Origin of the sequence: Luteimonas endophytica (assembly GCF_029887875.1) — a bacterium.
Classification (GTDB): Bacteria; Pseudomonadota; Gammaproteobacteria; order Xanthomonadales; family Xanthomonadaceae; genus Luteimonas; species Luteimonas endophytica.
In genome coordinates, this window is record NZ_JARXRM010000046.1 from 186,922 (window position 1) to 206,290 (window position 19,369).

Annotated in this window: 22 protein-coding genes; 16 read left to right on the forward strand and 6 right to left on the reverse strand. The window is 66.7% G+C overall.

What is annotated here, in order from left to right; translation table 11 throughout:
- Positions 1–19: 19 nt before the first annotated feature.
- A complete protein-coding gene (locus tag QFW77_RS18455) occupies positions 20–295 on the reverse strand; it encodes a LysR substrate-binding domain-containing protein (RefSeq protein ID WP_280576334.1) in 276 nt (91 codons plus the stop codon).
- 108 nt (positions 296–403) lie between these two features.
- Here QFW77_RS18455 and QFW77_RS18460 point away from each other — a divergent pair, with 108 nt between their 5' ends.
- The 3 genes from QFW77_RS18460 (at position 404) to QFW77_RS18470 (ending at position 3,331) form a co-directional block, all read left to right on the forward strand.
- Entirely contained in the window at positions 404–1,012 is a 609-nt protein-coding gene (locus tag QFW77_RS18460; protein WP_280576335.1) for a hypothetical protein, read from the forward strand.
- A gap of 241 nt (positions 1,013–1,253) precedes the next feature.
- The gene (gene alaE, locus QFW77_RS18465; RefSeq protein ID WP_280576337.1) at positions 1,254–1,718 is read left to right on the forward strand and encodes an L-alanine exporter AlaE; all 465 of its coding nucleotides are present in this window, start codon (positions 1,254–1,256) and stop codon (positions 1,716–1,718) included.
- Between the two features lie 200 nt (positions 1,719–1,918).
- The gene (locus QFW77_RS18470; protein ID WP_280576338.1) at positions 1,919–3,331 is read left to right on the forward strand and encodes a S41 family peptidase; all 1,413 of its coding nucleotides are present in this window, start codon (positions 1,919–1,921) and stop codon (positions 3,329–3,331) included.
- Positions 3,332–3,566: 235 nt separating this feature from the next.
- Here the strand turns inward: QFW77_RS18470 and QFW77_RS18475 are convergent, their stop codons facing one another.
- A complete protein-coding gene (locus QFW77_RS18475) occupies positions 3,567–4,457 on the reverse strand; it encodes a LysR family transcriptional regulator (protein WP_280576339.1) in 891 nt (296 codons plus the stop codon).
- 114 nt (positions 4,458–4,571) lie between these two features.
- Between QFW77_RS18475 and QFW77_RS18480 the strand changes: the two genes are divergently transcribed.
- The 3 genes from QFW77_RS18480 to QFW77_RS18485 all read left to right on the forward strand — a co-directional run bounded on the left by QFW77_RS18480 (position 4,572) and on the right by QFW77_RS18485 (position 6,456).
- A complete protein-coding gene (locus QFW77_RS18480; RefSeq protein ID WP_280576340.1) occupies positions 4,572–5,681 on the forward strand; it encodes an aldo/keto reductase in 1,110 nt (369 codons plus the stop codon).
- Positions 5,682–5,851: 170 nt separating this feature from the next.
- Entirely contained in the window at positions 5,852–6,178 is a 327-nt protein-coding gene (locus tag QFW77_RS19190; RefSeq protein WP_425603384.1) for an XAC0095 family protein, read from the forward strand.
- A complete protein-coding gene (locus tag QFW77_RS18485) occupies positions 6,175–6,456 on the forward strand; it encodes a hypothetical protein (protein WP_280576341.1) in 282 nt (93 codons plus the stop codon). Before QFW77_RS19190 ends, QFW77_RS18485 begins: the two co-directional genes overlap by 4 nt.
- A gap of 71 nt (positions 6,457–6,527) precedes the next feature.
- Here the strand turns inward: QFW77_RS18485 and hxsA are convergent, their stop codons facing one another.
- The 4 genes from hxsA to hxsD are packed head-to-tail and all read right to left on the reverse strand — an operon-like array spanning position 6,528 to position 10,082.
- Positions 6,528–7,208: a His-Xaa-Ser repeat protein HxsA gene (gene hxsA / locus QFW77_RS19195; RefSeq protein ID WP_425603385.1), complete on the reverse strand. Its 681-nt coding sequence runs from the start codon at positions 7,206–7,208 to the stop codon at positions 6,528–6,530.
- Positions 7,100–8,290, reverse strand: coding sequence for a His-Xaa-Ser system radical SAM maturase HxsC (hxsC, locus tag QFW77_RS18490; protein WP_280576343.1), 1,191 nt, complete (start codon positions 8,288–8,290; stop codon positions 7,100–7,102). The genes hxsA and hxsC overlap by 109 nt, the downstream gene beginning before the upstream one ends.
- The gene (hxsB, locus tag QFW77_RS18495) at positions 8,290–9,780 is read right to left on the reverse strand and encodes a His-Xaa-Ser system radical SAM maturase HxsB (protein WP_280576344.1); all 1,491 of its coding nucleotides are present in this window, start codon (positions 9,778–9,780) and stop codon (positions 8,290–8,292) included. Before hxsB ends, hxsC begins: the two co-directional genes overlap by 1 nt.
- Positions 9,777–10,082, reverse strand: a complete 306-nt coding sequence (gene hxsD / locus QFW77_RS18500) for a His-Xaa-Ser system protein HxsD (RefSeq protein ID WP_280576347.1) — start codon at positions 10,080–10,082, stop codon at positions 9,777–9,779. Before hxsD ends, hxsB begins: the two co-directional genes overlap by 4 nt.
- A gap of 315 nt (positions 10,083–10,397) precedes the next feature.
- On the opposite strand from hxsD, the gene QFW77_RS18505 reads away from it, so the two are divergent.
- The 10 genes from QFW77_RS18505 to QFW77_RS18550 all read left to right on the forward strand — a co-directional run bounded on the left by QFW77_RS18505 (position 10,398) and on the right by QFW77_RS18550 (position 19,309).
- Entirely contained in the window at positions 10,398–10,646 is a 249-nt protein-coding gene (locus tag QFW77_RS18505) for a DUF2188 domain-containing protein (RefSeq protein ID WP_280576348.1), read from the forward strand.
- A 170-nt stretch (positions 10,647–10,816) separates the two neighbouring features.
- Positions 10,817–11,407, forward strand: coding sequence for a hypothetical protein (locus QFW77_RS18510; protein WP_280576349.1), 591 nt, complete (start codon positions 10,817–10,819; stop codon positions 11,405–11,407).
- Positions 11,408–11,530: 123 nt separating this feature from the next.
- Positions 11,531–12,118 carry a C39 family peptidase gene (locus QFW77_RS18515; protein ID WP_280576351.1) on the forward strand — a complete coding sequence of 196 codons (588 nt, stop codon included), beginning with the start codon at positions 11,531–11,533 and terminating at the stop codon, positions 12,116–12,118.
- A gap of 502 nt (positions 12,119–12,620) precedes the next feature.
- Positions 12,621–13,454, forward strand: a complete 834-nt coding sequence (locus tag QFW77_RS18520; protein WP_280576352.1) for a hypothetical protein — start codon at positions 12,621–12,623, stop codon at positions 13,452–13,454.
- 10 nt (positions 13,455–13,464) lie between these two features.
- The gene (locus QFW77_RS18525) at positions 13,465–14,043 is read left to right on the forward strand and encodes a hypothetical protein (protein WP_280576354.1); all 579 of its coding nucleotides are present in this window, start codon (positions 13,465–13,467) and stop codon (positions 14,041–14,043) included.
- Between the two features lie 145 nt (positions 14,044–14,188).
- On the forward strand, positions 14,189–14,455 hold the full coding sequence (locus tag QFW77_RS18530) for a hypothetical protein (RefSeq protein WP_280576355.1): 267 nt from the start codon (positions 14,189–14,191) through the stop codon (positions 14,453–14,455).
- 158 nt (positions 14,456–14,613) lie between these two features.
- On the forward strand, positions 14,614–15,294 hold the full coding sequence (locus tag QFW77_RS18535; RefSeq protein WP_280576356.1) for a hypothetical protein: 681 nt from the start codon (positions 14,614–14,616) through the stop codon (positions 15,292–15,294).
- A 286-nt stretch (positions 15,295–15,580) separates the two neighbouring features.
- Complete coding sequence (locus tag QFW77_RS18540; RefSeq protein WP_280576357.1) at positions 15,581–17,248, forward strand: amidohydrolase family protein; 1,668 nt, start codon at positions 15,581–15,583, stop codon at positions 17,246–17,248.
- Positions 17,249–17,310: 62 nt separating this feature from the next.
- A complete protein-coding gene (locus QFW77_RS18545) occupies positions 17,311–17,967 on the forward strand; it encodes a DUF4304 domain-containing protein (RefSeq protein WP_280576358.1) in 657 nt (218 codons plus the stop codon).
- Position 17,968: 1 nt separating this feature from the next.
- Positions 17,969–19,309: a PQQ-dependent sugar dehydrogenase gene (locus QFW77_RS18550; RefSeq protein WP_280576359.1), complete on the forward strand. Its 1,341-nt coding sequence runs from the start codon at positions 17,969–17,971 to the stop codon at positions 19,307–19,309.
- Positions 19,310–19,369: the final 60 nt, after the last annotated feature.

Genomic DNA, 19,369 nt, shown 5'->3' on the forward strand with positions numbered 1-19,369 from the left:
GGGTGCTGGCGTCCGGCACTCAGTTGGTTTTCAACGCGTCGATCAGGGCCCTGGGGGCCGGTGGCGTCTGCCGCCGGCTTGGATGGTAGAGGTGGTAACCGGGAAAGGCCGGGCACCAGGCGTCGAGCACCTGGACCAGGCGGTCCGCGGCGATGTCCTCTGCCACGTCGTGTTCCAGCAGGTATCCGAGCCCCGCGCCGGCGCGCACGGCGGCCAGGGCGAGCGGCATCTCGTTGACAGCAATCAAATGGGACGGAGGTAATTGATATCCCCTCCGTTCCTTCGTTTCGATCAACCCGCCGCGCGGTAGCCGAAATGACGGCTGCCTTCCGGTATGGTCGGCTCCGGATTACAGTGAGGGCGCGGCGTCCGCATGGCGCTGGCATGATGGAGGAGTCGGATCTTGGACGACGCGGTTCTGCAGTTGTACCAGCGCGACGCCATGGCGGCGTTTACCCATGTGCGCATTATCCTCGGCATGGTGCTGGGCCTTGCGGTCTCGCGGCTGTTGGTGGGTGTATCGCGCTTCATCCAGCACCCGCGCAAGTTCCGCATCTATCCGGCGCATCTGGTCTGGGTGGCGTTTCTGCTGGCCGCGATCGTGCGGTTCTGGTGGTTCGAGTTCCACCTGCGGAACCTGCCTTACTGGACCTTCGCCACCTATCTGTTCGTGGTCTTCTACGCCAGCCTGTACTTCCTGCTGAGCGCGCTGCTGTTCCCCGATTCGATGGAGGAATATGCCGGCTATGGCGACTACTTCCGGTCGCGACGTGTGTGGTTCTTCGGCATCCTGATGCTGCTGTTCTCGGTCGACATCCTCGATACGTGGCTCAAGGGTGCCGACTATCTGGCGAGCCTCGGCCTGGAGTATTTCGCGCACTGCATCGCGATCCTGGCGTTGTCGGTCGCCGGCATGGGCGCGCGGCGCGACAATCAGCAGCTGGCCATTGCGCTGGCGGCATTGTTGGTGCTGGTGGTGTTCACCTTGCGGCATTTCGTGGTGCTCAGCTGAGCCCGCGCTGCCGAATCAAAGGGGACGGAGGTAATTAATAATCCCCTCCGTCCCCTTTGTTCCGCCGCCGTGGATATCCGTGGCGATCGTCCCGCTGACGACGACACCGCCGTGGGTGATCCGGTCTCCGACACAGATGAGCGATCGCGCCATCGGCTGTCCTCCATGACCCCGCCTCGGCAGCGGGGAAGCTCGCCACGTCCTTCCGCATCCGGCGCGAGCGTCATGACAGGCATGTCACATGAGTGAGGTTGCATCCGGTCAGCGCCAGCGCGGACGCGCGTTCGTCGCCGACACCACGGCGCTGGTGCTGTTCTTCACCGTCACCGGAGCGCTCAACGAGCGCTACCTGTCCGGTATGAGTTGGGAAGAGGTGCTGCATGCGCGCGTGCTGGGTGCGCTGTTGATGATTCCCGTGGGCCGTCCCTACGGCATGTGGCGCGACTGGCTGATGCGGCGCGCGCGGCCGACACGGCTCTCGCGCATCCTCTGGGACAGCCTGGCGCTGGTGACCTTCCAGGTGCCCATCTATGCGGCGATCATCGCGGTCAGCGGCGCCTCCGGCCGCGGGCTGGTGCTCGGCATTCTCGGTGCCACCTGCATCATGTTGGTCTCGGGCCGCCCGTACGGCGCCTTCCTCAACTGGATCAGGCGGCTGTACGGCCTGCCGCCGGGCGGCGACAAGCCGATGAGCCTGCAGGGTTGAGCACGCTACAGCGTTGACCGGACCACCGAACGGCAGCGCCGGCACGTCGAAAGTCGCATTGTCGTCGCATCGCCCCTGGCTCGGGTGCGTGAGCGCCGCGGAACTCGACCCGCATCCGGCCTTCACCCCGGCTTCCGGCACGGGCGGCCCGTGAGGGCTGCATGCAGCATCCGGGAAGGCCCCAACTGCCGGAACCGGGTATGCGCCGTACAGGCCTTGGACTGCTGCTGTGCCTTGTGATCGGTGGCCAGGTTCCGGCCTACGCCGGCGCCCAGGCGTGCGATCCGCAGGCGGGCTACGGCCTGGCCCTGGAGGGCGCCGAGCCCGCCTATGAGGTCGCCGCGCTGCGCGCGGACCTTGCCGAGTTCCGGGCCGTGGTGGCACGCACGCACCCGGCCCCCGGCCTGCTGTTCGACCAGCCGGCGCTGCAGCGCGTTGCGGCGGACATCGAAGCGGAACTGCACGATGGCATGACGCTGCGCCAGGCGTGGCTGGCCATGGCGCGCCTCAACCCGCACTTCCGGGATGCGCACACCGGCCTGCGCCACCCGGTGGCCGGGTACGAAGCCGACCTTGCCGAAGGCGCCACGGGGTTCCCGGTCGAGGTCTTCATCGATCGCGCCGGCGGCCTGCGCGCTTCTGCAACGCCAGGGCCGGGCACGGCGCTCCCGCCGTACGCCAGGATCGTCTCGATCAATGGCCACGACGTGCCCACCCTGCTTGCCACGCTGATGCCGCGCATGCGCGGCGAGACGGTGAGCGTCCAGCGGCTGGTGCTGGCCTTCAACTTCCCGGGCTACCTGTGGACGGTGCTCGGGCCGCAGCGGGCGTATTGCGTGGGCATCGAGCACGAGGGCCGCACCCGCCATCTCCTGTTCGCGGGCGCGGCCGGGGAGGGCCCGGGAAGCGAAGCCGGCCGGGATGCCCCGCCGTTTGGGTTTTCGATGCCGGCCGAAGGCGTGGCGTTGCTGCGCGTGGGCAGCTTCCACCCCGGCCTGAAGGAGGCGTTCGCCACGTTCCTCGCCGAGAGCTTCGCCGCGATCGAGGCGAACGGGGCAGCCACCCTGCTGCTCGACATCCGCGACAACCCGGGCGGCGCGCACGACACCAGCGACCAGCTGGTGGCCTACCTGGTCGACAAGCCGGTCCCGTCGGCATCGGCATTGCTGGCCAGGATCACCAGCGGCAACCGGGAGATCGCGCCGCAAGCCGAAACCGGCAGCATCGTTCGCGTGCCGTTTCCGGAACCGATCGCGCCGCGCCCCGCAGGCGCCGCGTTCAAGGGCGAGGTGTACGTGCTGCTCAGCCAGGACACGTACTCCCAGGCGATCGTGTTCGCCGCCACGCTCCGCGACGCGGGCATCGCCAGGCTGGCCGGCGAGACCACGGGCGGCAATGCCAACCAGACCGGCCAGATCACCCTGGTGCCGCTCCCCCGCACCGGGCTGCAGGCGCTCGCGCCGCTCTACGTGATCTACCGCCCGAACGGCGACGCCACCATGGCCGGGCTGCGGCCCGACATCGCCATCCCGCACGATCCCCTCGCGCCGGATCGCATGGTGGCCTCGCTGCTGGAGCTGCTCGGAAAGCGACCCAACAAGGGAGCGGAATAGACTTTCTCCACAGCTGCTGGACCTTGGAAACAGGGGTCAGAGTCGACTTTCTCGGCCAAGTCGTGAAGAGCCGAGCGGATCAGGTTCGCTCGTGCCGCGCTCGGCAAGGCCTGAACAACTCCCCCCGTTCGCGCGACGACAGCGCGGCCCGATTGGGATCGCGATCGGCACGCGGCAGCCTGTGCGGCAAGGCGAAGCCCGACGCGGGCCACGCCTGGGTGCTGTCGCACGGCGATCAGCCGGTTTTCAACGCGTCGATCAGGGCCCTGAGGGCCGGTGGCGTCTGCCGCCGGCTTGGATGGTAGAGGTGGTAACCGGGAAAGGCCGGGCACCAGGCGTCGAGCACCTGGACCAGGCGGCCCGAGGCGATGTCGTCGGCCACGTCGTGTTCCAGCAGGTATCCGAGCCCCGCGCCGGCGCGCACGGCGGCCAGGGCGAGCGGCATCTCGTTGACGACGAGCGGGCCGCGCGTGCGGACCTTGATCTCCCGTCCGCCGCGCTCGAACTCCCATGGCAGCAGGCCTCCGGCGGTCTTGAGGCGGTAGCCGATGCAGGCATGGCGGTGCAGATCCGCCGGCGTCCGGGGTTTGGGATGGCGTTTGAAATATTCGGGCGTGCCCACGACCAGCGTGCGCAGGTCGGGGCCGACCCGCACGGCGATCATGTCCTTCTCGATGGTCTCGCCGAAGCGGATGCCCGCATCGAAGCCGTCGGCCACGATGTCGGTCAGGCCGTTCTCGATGTTCACCTCCACCTGCACGTCCGGGTTGGCCAGCAGGAAGGCGGGCAGCTTCGGCTCCAGCACCATCTGCGCCGCGTGGGCGATGGTGGTGATCCGCACGGTGCCGGCCGGGGTTTCGCGCCACTCGGCCAGTGCGGCAAGTCCGTCCTCGATCTTCGCCAGGGCGGGGGCGAGCGAGCGGAACAGCTGCTCGCCCGCTTCGGTCGGCGCCACGCTGCGGGTGGTGCGCGCAAGCAGCCGCACGCCGAGCCGTGCCTCCAGGGCGCGCATGGCGTGGCTCAGCGCCGAGGGCGACATGCCGAGCCCCGCCGCCGCGCGGGTGAAGCTGCGCTCGCGCGCCACCGCCGCGAAGGCCAGCAGATCATTGAGTTCACCGCGTTGCATTGCTGCAGTGTGCTCACAAGCCCGTGCGGTCCGCAACGGCTAATCACGGGGCGGGGCCGGGCGTAGCCTTGCACCGGGTCGCCACCCCCCCCGGCGACGAAGACCGGAGTTCCCATGCATCTGACCCACTACCGCAGCCTGGGCCGCTCGGGCCTGCTGGTGAGCCCGCTCGCGCTGGGCACGATGACCTTCGGCACCGAGCGCTGGGGCTCGGGTGAGGCCGCCTCGCGCGCGGTGTTCGACGCCTACGTCGAGGCCGGCGGCAATTTCGTCGACACCGCCGACATCTATTCGGCCGGGCGCAGCGAACAGATGCTCGGCGGCTTCATCGCCGATGCCGGGCTGCGCGACCGGCTGGTCGTGGCGACGAAATCCGGCTTCCCGCGCACGCCGGGGATGCCGCTGGCCGGCGGCAACGGCGCCAAGAACATCCGCCTGGGACTGGAGGGCTCGCTCTCCCGCCTGCGCACCGACTACATCGACATGTACTGGATGCACGTCTGGGACCGGGTGACGCCCCCCGAGGAGGTGCTGCAGACGCTGGTCGACGCGGTGCGGGCCGGGAAGATCCTGCATTACGGGTTTTCCAACACCCCGGGCTGGTACGTGGCGCGGATCGCGACGCTGGCGCAGGCCCACGGCCTGCCCGCGCCGATCGGGCTGCAGTACCAGTACTCGCTGATCGACCGCGGCGTGGAGCTGGACATCCTGCCCGCCGGCAACGCGTTCGGCCTCGGCCTGGTGCCCTGGAGCCCGCTGGCGGGCGGGCTGCTCACCGGCAAGTACGGGCGCGACATGCTTGCCCACGCCGAGCGGGCCGCGCGGGTGCCGAACGAGGCGGGCGCGCAGGCGTCGTCGCAAGGCGAGAGCGACGGCCGCCTGAATGGCGACAACCCGTTCGGCGGCATGCTCTTCACCGAGCGCAACTTCGACGTGGTCGACGCGGTGCGCGATGTCGCCCACCAGATCGGCCGCTCGATGGCCGAGGTTGCGCTGTCGTGGGCGGCGACGCGCCCGGGCGTGTCGTCGGTGCTGATCGGCGCCAGCCGCGCCGAGCAGCTGGCGCAGAACATCGCGTCGCTCGATGTGGCGCTCACGCGCGAACAGCAGGCGCGTCTCGACCAGGCCAGCCGCCCGCCCATGCCCAATCCCTACTTCATCTTCGATCTGCCGGCCGAGATGATTTTCGGCGCGCCCTCGGTGACGGGCTGGAACGTCGCCTGAGCCGTGGAGAATGGGGCAGGTCAACCTGGCCCTGTTCCGCGCGATTCCGGGAAACAGGGGTCGGAGTCGACTTTCGGCCCAAGTCATGGAGAGCTGAGCGGGTCAGGTTCGCTTCTGTCGCGTCGGGTCGGCTCCAATTCGGTTCTTTTGACCAATGCCTGTTGTCGCTATTGGGTTATCTGCTGTCCGAAGACGCCCACCTCGCCCTGTTGCAGGTACGCGACAAGCTGCGGTTCCTGGCCCTGCTGGCCGGCCCGCGCGGCCACGACGCGCCGGGTCCGTCGCTGCGGCCTGGCGCGCTGGCCGAGTGCTTCTGGCGCGTGGCCGGGCAACTAGACGGGTGGCCGAGGCCGCGGTGTGGACCGGGAAGGGCACCATCACCCCGAAGTAGCGGCAAACCTGGTTCGGGCGGCCACGGCCGCCCTGGCCGGTCGCGGCGCGCGCGACAGCGGTCGCTACCCTGGCGTGCATGCTTCCCGAAGACTTCGCATGGGTGACCGACCGCTGGGGCCGCCACTGGATCACCCGCGCCCGCGACGGCCTGGAGCTGGCCGGCGTGGAGCGGATCCTCGACGGGCGCTGGCTGGTCACGGTGAACCGCCACCGCTGGCGCCACGGCCATGCCCGCGCGCCGCGGCTGGAGCTGGCCATGGCCTGGGCCGAGCGCTGGGTGTGCCGGCACGCGGACAGGCTGCAGACGGTGGAGCGCGAGAAAGGGCCGCCCCCGCCGCCGGTGAGCCCGGACGAGAAGCGCGCGGAACGGCGGGCGCGGTAGGGGCGGTTTGATGACGGCTACTGATTTTTTTGCCTTTTGGCCCGACCTTTTTGCAGTTTCGAGTTGTCGGGCTATTCGATCCTGACGCCAAGTGCCGTAAGAGTCTCGGTTGTCATTGTCCCCGTGACGGCAACTCCGTGAGCACTCTGGAACCTTCGCAAAGCCGATCGCGTGCCTTCGCCCATGACTCCATCGATGGCGCCAGGATCGTAGCCTCGCGCAAACAGCGCCGCTTGAACTCGCATGATCAGCATCTGCAGCTGGTCTGCGGTTGGACGTGCCTGTTGCGATTGCAGTGAGTATGGGTTGGTCGTATCCGTAGTGCTTGGGCGGCTGGTTGGCGATTGGTAATTGTTCGGTGGGGACAGCGGCGGTGGTGGAGGTGGCGGCGGAGGGGCCGTGTAGCGATAGGAGCCGCCACTGCCGGACGAGTGCGAACGATGGGAGCTGTGGGATCGATGCGAACTGTGGCTACGGTGCGAGCGATGCTGCGCGTACAGGTTGTAAAGGCCGGCATTCAAGGGTGACGTCAAGACGATCGCGTAGCCGCCGTCCAGCTCCGCGAGCGCAGCGAGATCCTGTGACTGGATCTGTACGTCGCTCGTGGCGCCGTTGATTGCGCCAAGCGCACTGCCCACGATCTTCAATGCACTAGACATGATGAGTCCTCGGTAACGGGTGCGATCGCACGACTGGTCCAGTCTGGCGTGACCCAGGAGAAGAAGCCGCTGCAACGTTCCTTCAGAACGCATGGGTCGCAAGCTGGAAGATAGTTCTGCTTCCAGTTCGAGATGCTACGTCTGGCGAACGGCCACAGTGATCGTGGAACAGTGCAGAGCGGGAGGTTGTACAACGAGACCGCGAGTCCACGGCGATCTGCCAGACTGACAGCGTCCACCAATGTATCGCTGTAGTCTGCTGGATCGATCCACAGCGAACCATGATTGGCCTTGGCGAATCCAATCGGTTCGATCCCCATCAACGCCACATGCTCGACGAAAGGCAGGTTGCGATGGATGAATCTCATGATCTCGCGCAATCTTTCGACTGTGGGCCGAACCAGCACGACCCGGATCTCGATGTGCTGTCCCGCGGCTTCCAGGGCATACAGGCCGCGAATCGTCTCTGCGAACGCACCGCGGCTTTGCACGATGTAGTCATGCAGTCGGTAGTGATCCCCATAGAGCGGAATGCCCCAGCTCAGCGAAGGATGCAGATCGCGAAATTGATCTGCGAAGTTCGCTTCGCTGCACCGGCGTCCGTTCGAGAGGATATGCAGATGAGTTTGCGGGAGATCGATCGCGCATCTCCCGACCACATGTGCCAGACCACCGCCAAGTAGTGTCGGCTCACCACCGCTGATAGCCAGGGAAGGCTCGTTCCTATCGATCAGTTGAATTAACTCGCATAGCTGTTGTACGCGCCAATCATCGGCGATCTGGCGCGGAGGTTGTGAGCACATCAAGCAGTAGCTGTTGCAACGCTCGGTGGCGAACAAAACGTTGGCATTGTCTCCTCGTCGATAGCGCACGGACACCCGCCCCCGCTGAGGATGCGTCTCGACGACATCGCCTGGCTGGACGATCCGTTGGTCGTCAAGAAGGTACAGCCCCGGGCGCTGGTCCGGGAGGGCATGGTTGTCTGCAGCCAGGAAGCCAGCCCAAGGAAGCGAAAGAAGAGCGGGGCTGGCGGATTGCAGGTCCAGACCTCTCAGGTCGAGTATCAGGCGTTCGACCGGATGCGCGCCGGCGGCGAATTCCGCCAGATCCGCAACCTTCAACAGTGCCGGCTGCACCCAGTTCGAGAACTCGGCCTTGGTTTCCAACGGCAGCATCAAGCGGCTTCCTGATAGGCGGAGGGTTCCTGACGGGCGAAAGCCCAGGACTCGAGTGTGGCTCGATCTTGAGGAGAGCCGAGCTCGTACTTGCACAGCAGCAGGTCGAACATCCCCATCTGACGCTGGCAGAAGTCACTGCTCGGCCGATGACCGATGACGTCGCCTTGTCGGGCATAGTGGTCGACGGGGTCCGCACCGCACAGCGGGACATAGGCGCAATCGCTGCAGGTGGGTAGTGCTTCGGCCACACCAGCCGCCATCACGCGCTGCATGGCCGGCGAGGACAGCCAGTTTTCGATGGGCTCGTTCACCATGCCTAGCGCGAAGCCGTGGTCTCCCATGGCGGCGAGCATGCGTGCTTCGTCTGAAGGATATACGCGGCCGTCGTAGTCGTAGACGATGGCACCCAGGCCCGCGCCGGTGGGGGAGCGAAGGTCGACATAGCCATGGGAGAAGGGGCCTAGCAGCTGAGATAGCAGAAGGCTGGCGTAGGACTCTTCGAGCACAAAGCCAGCCTGGTTGACCTTGAGAAGATGGTCGATTGCCGTGTCGTAGAACTTTAGGAACTCGGCGATCCGGTATCCATTCCTGTCGCGCGTTCTGGCAGCGAAGCCATACGGGCTGAGGGGACGCAATGAGATCGAATGGAACCCTTGCTTCTTGTACTCATCTACGATGGCTTGTGGTGCTTCCAGGCTGCGTCTCGTCAGTGTGGTCAGTGCCGACACGGCATCCGCGCCAAGCGTGCTCCTGCCGCGCTCGATTCCATCCACCGTGCGGCGGTAGCTGTCGCGCTCCGGGCGAGGGCGATTGGCGTTGTGCAGCCACTCAGGGCCATCCAGCGACGTTGACAGCTGGAAGGCATGATCTTTCATGAAGGCGAGTTGCTCGTCCGTAAGGTCGTGCAGGGTCGACGCAAGTACGAATCGCAGTGACCGGTTTTCGGTGCGATTGCGGGCAATGATTCTCTCGGTGATGGACCTGACGCGGTCAAAATGAAGCAAGGGCTCGCCACCTTGGAACTCGATGGTCAAGGAGGGCGATGGCCACTCGAACAGCCGATCTACGGCGTGATGAGAGGCGACATCTGAGAGGTCGAAGGAAGTTGCGGAAGTTTGTTGCCGAGACACCTGGCAGTAGCTGCACGTATGGTGACAGCGGAGGGAAACTACGAAGATGTGCAAGGCGGGGCCGTCAAGAAGATATGACTTTCGCGTACGGTACTGCGAAAGCAGCGGTGCCAGCGTTGAACGTTCCAGATCTGTCGTAACAAGATATCGAGCCTCCAGGTCGGCCAGTAGCGGATCGTCATGGGCGATCTGCTTGCGGACAACCCGTTCGAAGGTGCTGCGGTCGAGGATGAGCCAATCCCCTGCCAATGAGGAGACGAAGACGCGATCGTCGTCCCAAGGCAGCCGACGAAATCGCATTGGGAGAAGCCGGTACCCATGACTACCCGAGAACTGCTCTTGGGCCACGAACTTCATTTCGAACTCCCGTCTCGCCGAGACAAGGATTCGCTCAGTGCCGCCTTGATTAGGATAACTTGCAGGTCAGCCGTCTCGTTCTTGACGACGTCGCGCAGTCGCTCATCCAATACATCGTTGTGGAACCGCTCCAGCACGCGCAGCTGATCGGCCACGTTGTTCTTTGGCGTCAACCGAACAACGGTCGAGGTTCCTTCCACTTGTATCTCGACGAAGAAGTCACTCGAGTACCGATGTGCCGCCTTAGAGACGACATCATCACTGAATAGCGTGCGGTCCAGGCGCAGTTCGTGGCTGGACATGCCTCCCTCCCCGAATCTCCCCGTTAGCTAGGCTGACTTTGCACCCGTTCCGGGCTGGGGACAACAAAAACCGCTGCGGGGCTTTTTCTGCGTAGTCGGGTGCTGGGCGCAGGGAATGGCTGATCGCGTGCAGGCACGTCTAGATACCAATCTTAAGTTATTGATCGGGGAAGATTTGGTTCTGTCTGGGTCGATCTGGTGGCTGAGACTTGCCTGCCGGTGCAAATGCGATTTGCTCGCCTGCCAATCAAGTTGGCCGATGCGTGCATTGGTCGCCGTTATAGGTAGTTGGAGACCCTGCGCGCGGAGTCGACCATGAGCAAAGGAAGGGATCGGGTCATCTCCCGGAGAGCCGACGGGACCTGGGAGAACAAGCGCAACGACGCCGATCGGGCATCAAGTGTCCATCGAACGCAGCGCGAAGCGGAGGAGGCGGGGCGCCGGATGCTGGGCAATCAGGGTGGCGGTGAGTTGACGACCAAGGGGGTCGATGGTCGCATTCGAAGCAAGGACACCATCCCGCCAGGCAAGGATCCGGATCCGCCAAAAGATCGCGAACACTAGATAGATATAGTGGGATGGGAGATCCTTCAGCACCGCTCTCGTCACCCAGATCCGGACCTGCCATGCAGTAACCCAGTTGCGGCTCGTGTAGCTGGATTGCTTGACAGGTGTGGTCATCGGCGCGACTCTCGAGCCGCGGATTCAAGTTCATCGGCTGCAGGGGGGGCACCATGAAAGTTCTGATCGCCGCGTTCACAACATTGATGCTGTGCGGTTGTGTTTCGTCTCATGTCCTTATCGGAGAACGACGCCCGCCGATCTCGCCTGACCAAGTTCAGGTCTATCTGGATCCGCCGCCGAGGTTTGAAAAGGTTGCGGTCCTAGAATCGAACAACAACGCCTCCTTTGCCTTCACCCAGCAGCAGAAAACGAACAAGGTGATGGAGCGTCTCAAGGAGGAGGCAGCAGCCCTGGGGGCGAACGGGATTCTCCTCGAAGGAGTGGGGAACCAGTACGCCGGTAGTGTGGGTGTTGCGAACGCCTGGGCCAGCGGCGGGTCTGCATTCGGAATAGGCACCAGCACCGCTACGTACACCCGGGTAGGCTCCGGCATCGCCATCTATGTATTTCCGTCTAGTGGTGACGCACTTGCTAGCAGCGCCTTGGTGCAGACGCCGACGACCGACGAAGCGGCGCCGCAGTTGGGCGCGCCGACCCCGACGACAGACAGGTTGGGCGTGGACGGCGCGACGCCGGAATCATACGAGAGGGATCCCGCCAAGCGGTGCGTGGCCTGCGAACGGATCACTGTGCCGGAGTGACGCAAACGTCTCCGGTGCCAAAGGGCCATCGCCGGCCAGGTCGTCGGCGACAGCTCATACCTTCCGGGTGAGGTTCCGCTCGCGTCGGGACTAAGGGACTCTTCAATGGACAGAAGGAAGTTCTTGCTGGTACTCGGCGCCGGTGCCGTCTCAACGATGAGCCCTGCCTACGCGGAGCTGCAATGTGGGCCGTGGGTGCACCCGGGCGTCCAAAGATGCCATGCGGGTCTCAACTCGCAGCTGGCTTTCATTTCCGCCAAACAACAGCGCAACAGTCAGTGGTGCTGGGCCGCTTGCATCGAGATGGTGTTCCGGTACTACGGCTACGTGGTTCCGCAGGAGAGGATCGTCAGCGAGACCTGGGGCAGCCTGGTCAATATGCCTGGATATCCCGGCCAGATTCTCGCCAACCTCAACCGTCCCTGGCAGGACGATTTTGGAAGGAGGTTTGGCGTGTCCGGCGACTCGTTTACCGCGAATCCGATAACGGCCTCCCAGGATCTGGCGGGCGGAAGGCCACTCATCATCGGCTCTATGGGCCACGCAATGGTATTAACAGCGGTCACCTTCGACAGGGACTCGCACGGCAACGGCCAAGTAGTGTCGGCAATAGTCCGAGACCCGTGGGAGGATCGTGGCAGACGCATCCTGACCGCGCAGGAGTGGTTTGCAACTACGTTCCTGGCGCGTATCTCGGTGGCCCGGTGGTAGCGAATGTCGCTCCCGGCGCTCCCGCTCCAACACGGAAGCAGGCTGGCTTCCGAGAACGGTGCCAGGAAGGATTTTCCGCTCGGGGCAACAAATCGAGGAGACCTTCCGTGAATCGAACCCACAAGCTGCTTTCCATGATCTTGCTGACCCTCGCTCCATTCAGGTTGCGCCATGACCAGTTGTTGAAAGGGTTCTTTATTTGCACCGGCCGCTGTTAATGGTTGCTTGACTAAGCGTGCGCCTAGCTCAAAAACTCCGTGGCAAGACTTACTTGTACGAGCGTTACGTCCAGCTTCTGAAGGAATGATGTCGCTCGACCATCGCTGCGATCTAGCCGCGCTCGCATCTTCGCTGCGCGCCATCGCCCACGATGCCGGCTCAAGGCCGGCCGTTCGCTCTGATCCGGGTTCCCCCCGGATCCTAGGGTCCCCCCGAGGTAGACCGTGCTCCGGACCCTCCCTACGCTCGCGGTGTCGCAACGCCCTGCGCCGGAGCCACGACCATGAGCCTGGATATCGGATCGGTTGCCAGCCGCGCGATCGAAGCCTTTCGCGAACAGGCTGCCCCCCCGCCCACCGACACCGCCACGGCGCCCACCTGCGGGTGCGGTCCGGAAGCCAATCCCGGCTACCCGGCCAAGCCGCAGACCGATCCCGGCGCGGGCGTGCACGGCAGCCAGCCCTGGTACGCGCGCGGCGACGACGTGGCTTTCGAACAGGTCGCCGGCGCGGCCGCGACCGCCGCCGACGCGCTCGGCTACACCAACGCGGCGCGGCACCTGGACCATTATCTCGGCAACTCCGGCGAGGACCTCACGGTCGATCCCGCCCGCATCGCGCGCGATGTGCCGCAGTTCAGCCAGTCCGTCGAGCAGCAGCTCGACGCCCAGGTGAACGCCGCGATCGAGCAGGCCGTGGCCGACGGCTGCTACGGCGAGCCGATCGCTTTCGACAGCGGCTGGCAGGGCTTCTACATCGGCAAGGACATGAGCGCCGACTGGTTCTATGCGATGGGCGGCATCCAGCATTCGGTCACCGGCACGGTGGTGGTGACGCCCGGCGATCCGCCGACGGCCGAGGTGAGCTACCAGACCCACGTCTTCGACCGCTACAACTGGGACGGCGGCAAGCAGACCACCATCGGTCCGGTCACCATCACCGACCAGCAGATGGGCGAGCTGCACACCGCCGGCCTTGCGCAGGAATACGACATCGTCGGTTCCAGCGGCGAGGGCAACTACACCGCGACCTACGACCCTGCGGGCGGCAGCACCGGCAACCCGGGCGTTCCCGAGGCCGGCGACCGTGATGGCGAGCGGAGCGATCCCGGGCGCTGAAGCCCGCCTCATGGCGCCGACGCCCGCCCGCCCCGAAGGGGGAACCAGGCCGCGATGCTATAGTCCGGCGCACCCGCTTTCGGGCGTTGCGGCGGGCCCCGCCACGATGTCGGTCCGCCTGCTGGCCTGCCTGCTGTGGGCGGCCGGCCTGGCCGCTTGCGCGGATCGGCCGCCTTCGGCCGCGACCGCCCACCAATCCACCGGATCAGACACGGTGCAGCAGCCACGATTCGTCGACGATGTCACGCGAGCCGAGCTCTCGCGCACAGGTTTCCAGCTCACCCGCGACGTGGAATTTCTCGGCAGCCGGGCCGAGGCCGGCATCGACCGGCAGGTCGCGTTCGCCGTGCGCATGCCCGCCGCGCGCGTCCGGCCGTTTCTCGAGGCCGCCGGTTTCGATGCGCCGCTCAAGGCCGGGCAGCGCGTCTTCCAGACCCCTGTCGAAGGCGTCGACACGGCCGCCGCCGGGCAGGTTTCCGCCGCGCAGGATGTCTTCCGCACGGAGAGCGGGTCGCTGACGCGCGACGTCATGGTGATCCACGAGGACGCCGGAACGGCGATCGTGCACGTTTGGGCCTATACCACCTGACCGGTGCGCCGGCATGGCCGCCGTGGACCTTCCCGTTTCCCGCATTTTCACCATTCATCCATGTACCAGAACGCCAACTGAAGGCGGGCCGTGACGCCAGCGGAAAGGCCGCTATATTCCGAGACCCCAGACGAAGGAGATTCGAATGTTCCCGACCAAGCGAAATTTGTCGATGGCGCGTACGCTCGGCGTGGCGATCGTCGCCCTGAGCCTTGGCGCCTGCGCCACCTACGATGACGAGTTTGCAGGGATCAACTCGCGTCTCGATCAACTCGACTCGCGGGTGCAGAACGCGGCCCAGAGCGCCGAATCCGCCAATCAGTCCGCGCAGCAGGCCAACCAGCGGCTGGATCAGATGGAAAGCCGCGTCCAGCAGCTCGAAGCGGCGCCGCGCCGCGTGCCGCGCGGCTAGTCGCGCTTGCACCATTCGCGCCGAACGGCCTGAACCAGGGCCCGGTGGCCTGTGCTGGTCACCGGGCTTCCTGTCTTCCCCCAAGTCTTCGTTCCGAGGAACCGCCCATCCGCACGTGTACACACCCTGCGATCCGCGGCCTTCACGGTGCGCTGGCGTTGGCACTGGCGTTCGCGAGTGTCGGCGTGGCCGGCGCCGAGGAGGCCGCCGCGCAACCGGTCGCCGCCGTCGACCAGCTTCCGCCGGGCCAGGAGGTGTCGGACACGGTGATCGAGCTCGCGGGCTGGGTGGTCGCGGCCAAGGACAACCAAGGCTATCCGTTCGCTGTCATGGACAAGGCCGCCGCACAGATCCTGGTGTTCGGCGGCGACGGCCGGCTTCGCGGCGCGGCCCCTGGGCTCTTCGGCTCGGCGACCGGCGATCACACGGCCCCCGGCATCGCCGGCCTCGCGCTCGGCGAGATTCCGGGCCGGGATCGCACCACGCCTGCGGGCCGCTTCGTGGGCGGGTACGGTCCGTCGATCGACGCGGGGCGCGTGCTGTGGGTGGACTACGATTCCTCGGTCTCCATCCACCCGACCGCCACCGGCGTTCCGGCCGAGCGACGCGCCGAACGCCTCGCCTCGCCTTCGCCGGACGACAACCGCGTCACCCATGGCTGCATCAACGTCTCGCCCGAGTTCTACGAGCGCATCATCCGCCCGACGTTCGAGCGCGGCGGGGTGTTCTACATCTTGCCGGATGCGGCGCCGATCGCGGAGACCTTCCCCGAGTTCGCGCAGAGCCGCGCGACGACGCAACGCAACGCCGGAAGGCGCGCACGGTCCGCCCGGCAGTGAATCGATAGCGGGGCCAGGTTCACTTCTGGCCCTGCTACGCCGCGCGTTTCTTCCGCGGGCAAAGTGAACCTGCCCCCTTGCTTCACCCCGTTCTTCTTCGCCCCGTTCTTCCGAAGTGAACTGGCCCCGTCCTTCGGAATGAGCTGACGGATCGACTGGGCCCGGAACTATGCGGCCGGAAGCCGGTCGCGGCTTCGACCGCGAATCCTCGAAGTATTGCCTCGGGTCCGCCCTTGTGCGTTGATTGCGTATCCGCCCGGGGGGGCAGGCGAGCAGGGGGACGGCCATGAAGCGACGTGCGTTGCTTGGCGGGGTGATGGGTCTTGGCGGCGTGGGAGCGCTCGGGCGGCTCGGCGCCGCCGGGTTGCAGGCAGGCGGCGATGTCCCGGGGTTGCAGGCGTTGCGCGCGACCACCGCATCGCTGGACGCCATCCGCGGCGTGGACGCCCATTGCCACATCTTCAACGCCTCCGACCTGCTGGTGGGGCCGTTCGTCTCCGAAGTGGAGGCCAAGGCCAATCCCGACTCCCCGCTGGGCTACGTGGTGGGCAAGGTGGCCAAGGTGTTCCAGCGGTTCGCGCCCACCGCGCGGGAGGAGATGAAATGGCTGGCGCGGCGGCCGCTCGCCCAGGCCCTGGCGCCCTCGGATGCGTGGATGGCCCAGGGCCGGTTCATGCACGCGATGGAGGCCTCCGCGGAAGACTCGGACGACCGGTTCAGGGAAGTCTGGGAGGCCATCGCCGAAGAGGAGCCGGATGCCTACGAAGCCTTCTTCGACGACTACGCGCAACTCCAGGATCGGGCGATCCGCGGCAGCGGCCTGGCGGGCTCGGCGTTCGTCACTTCGAACCAGCTTGCCAAGGGCGTAAGGGACAACCCGGAGCTGGCCAATTTCCTGGTCACCGAGGAGCTGAAGCCGCGCTCGGGGGCGGCGCCGATCCTGGCGTTCCTGAAAACGTTCGTGCGCTACCGCTACGAGAACGCCATGACGCTCATGGCCCTGCATGGCGGCTCCAGCGAACGCCCGATCGGCCTGTACACCCCGGCCATGGTCGACTTCGACCTGTGGATCGGGCCCGCCCGCTGCAGCGAGGCGACGCCGTCGCCCATCGCCGACCAGATCGCCCTTTCGGCGCGGATTGCCCAGGCCACGAATCACCAGGTCCGCTGCCTGGCCCCGTTCAACCCGCTGCGGGCGGCGGTGGACGAAGGCTACTTCGATCTGATGGAAGGGGCCGTCACCACGTACGGCTGCCTGGGCTTCAAGATCTACCCGCCGATGGGCTTCTCGCCCTGGCAGAACCCGGACGGCATGGCGCGCCGCCTGGACTGCGGCACCCGCGTGACCGGCGCGAGGCTCGACGCGATGATGGAGCGGTTCTTCGCGCTCTGCGCCAGGCACCGGGCGCCGATCCTGGCCCACGGCTCGCCCAGCAACTCGCCCGGTGGCGACGCGGCCAGGGCCTTGCTCGGCGGGCCCGACAACTGGGCGCGGACGTTCGAGCGGTTCCCGGAGTATTTCGGCGGCGGCGACCCGGCGGTCAAGGTGTGCATCGCCCACTTCGGCGGCATCAGCACGCCGGCGCATACCCGCGGCTGGGCCGACCGCTTGGCGGCGCTGATGGAGGTTCACCCCTGCCTGTATGCCGACACCAGCTACCTGGACGGTCTGCTTTCCAGCGGCGCCGGTCACGAGGCACTGCTGGAGCGGCTGACCCAGGCGCTCGCCACACCGGTGGTGCGCGAAAGGATGATGTACGGCTCGGACTGGTCGATGCTGGCCAAGGAGCCCGGCGTGGAGAACTATCCGGTCCTGCTGTCGCGCGCGCTCGACCGGATCGCCATCCCGGCCGAGGACAAGGAAGCGATCTTCGTCGGCAACGCGTTCCGCTTCTACGCCCTGGATGCGGGCGGGGAAGGTCGGGTCCGCTTCCTGGAAGGCGCGGCGCAGTAAGGGAACGCTCGATCAGAGGGGAGCGAAAGCGCGGGCTCGGCGTGCCCGCGATTGGAGATCAGGTGGCGAAGGTGCTTGCGTCAAAAGAGATCATCAAGTCCATCGTCAATCTGGAAGTCGCGCCGCTGCTTAAGCAGGAAGCGTTCCGGAAAACGGCGTTCACATTCGTCCGCCGCCGCGGCCGGACGGGCCAGCTGATTCAGATTCAACTGTCGAGCTGGAATCGCGGTTCCGAAGGAGCGTTCTTCGTCAACGTGGGGCTGATGTTCGATCAGATGTGGCGGGGCGGCTCCGATCCGCCGCGCTATCCCCGGTACGACGATTGTCATTTCATGGTGCGTTTGGAGCGGATCGCTCCAAACGCACCCTCCGAATGGTCTGTCGATGCCACGACGTTCATCCCCGAGGCGTCTGCCAAGCTGGTTGCGCACTTGAGGGAACCAGTGTTGAGCCGGATGGCGTTGGTCTGCTCGGTGGAGGACTTCGAGCAGACAGGTTGGATTGGAGCGATTCCTTGGGGATTTCCAGCACTCTTCGCATACGCTCTGGGCAGAGACGACGAGGCCGCGAGCCTGGTCCAGGCGCAAGCGGCCTACTTCAAGGACAGGGGAGTCACAGCGGAATCCTTGATCGAGGCCTATGGCTTCGCGCGATTGCAGCGGCAGGGCACGAATGTGGGGCGATCTCGTGAAGTGGGCTGGGGCCGCGAGGGCCGCTGACATGCGCCGCCTCCTCGCCTGCACGCTGATCGCCCTGTGCCTGTCCCCGGTGCTGCCGTGCGCGGCGCGCGAGCGCCACGCCGTGCAGGGGCCGCCGTGCGGCGGCTATCCGCGCCTGGCGATCGAGACGCTGCGCGGCATGTGCGCAGGGCTGGTGATCGGGCCCACCACGCAGGATCCGGCGCGCCCGGTCCGGCTGCCGCGGTCGCTGCTGCAGCTCGACGCCGAGACCTGGCTGGTCACCGACCTGGGCGCGTGGGACGGCACCCGCGGCGCGGTGTGGCGGCTGCGGACCCGGCCCGGCGAGGCCGCCGCGGTGGAGCGGGTGCTCGACGGCCTGCACCTGCCGCACGCGATCGCCCGCGGCCCGGACGGCCGGGTGTACGTGGGCGAGATGAGCCGCATCTTCCGCTTCGACCCGGCGGCCGAGGATCCGGCGGCGAGCGTGGAGACGGTGGTCACCGGGTTGCCCGACAACCGCCTGCACGCCAACCGCCACCCCCTGTCCAGGTTCGTGTTCCTCCCCGGCGGCGATCTGCTGGTCAACGTCGGCGCGCCCAGCGACCAGTGCGCGGGTGCCGCGGCGCGGACCGCGGCGGGCCTGTGCGCGCAGAGCGAAGGCGCCGCGGACGCCGCGAGCCTGCGGGTGTACCCGCGCAGCGGCGATGGCCGCTGGTCGCCCGAGTACCGGGTGCTGGCGCGCGGGCTGCGGAACTCGCTGGCGCTGGCGGTGCACCCGTCGGGGACCGTGCTGCAGGCCGAGAACAGCTACGACTTCGACAGCCGCTGGGCGCCGTTCGAGGAGCTCAACGTGATCGAGGCCGGCCGCCACTACGGCTGGCCGTACTGCGCCGATGCGGCGCAGCCGGCACCGGCCTGGCCCGGGAAGGCCGCGTGGTGCCGCTCCGACGCGCATACGGCGCCCGCGCTGCTGCTGCCGCCGCACGCGGCGCCGCTGGACATGCTGTGGTACGAGGGCGCGATGTTTCCCGCGCTGCAGGGCCGGTTGTTGATGAGCTGGCACGGCCACCGCTCGGTCGGCGGTCGCATCGCCAGCTTCGCGGTGGACGCGCGCGGCGTGCCGGTGCCGGACCCCCGCCCGCGCTTTCCGGTGTACGGCCAGGGTTTCCGTGCCTACGGCGCGGGCCCGGCGGCAACGCCGGTGGTGCTGACGCCGGGCTGGGGCCTGCGCCGGGGCGTGCGGCCGCAGGGCTCGCCGGTGGGTCTGGCGGTGGCCGCCGATGGCGCCATCTGGGCCACCGACGACCGCGCCGGGCTGGTGGTCCGCTTCGCCGAGGACGCCATCGCCGGCGCCGATGAGGCTGGGGAAAACCCTAGGTAGTCGCCCCTGGCCGGGCCGACAACAATGGGCGCGCGCGCCGGACCGTGCGCGCGGCAGACC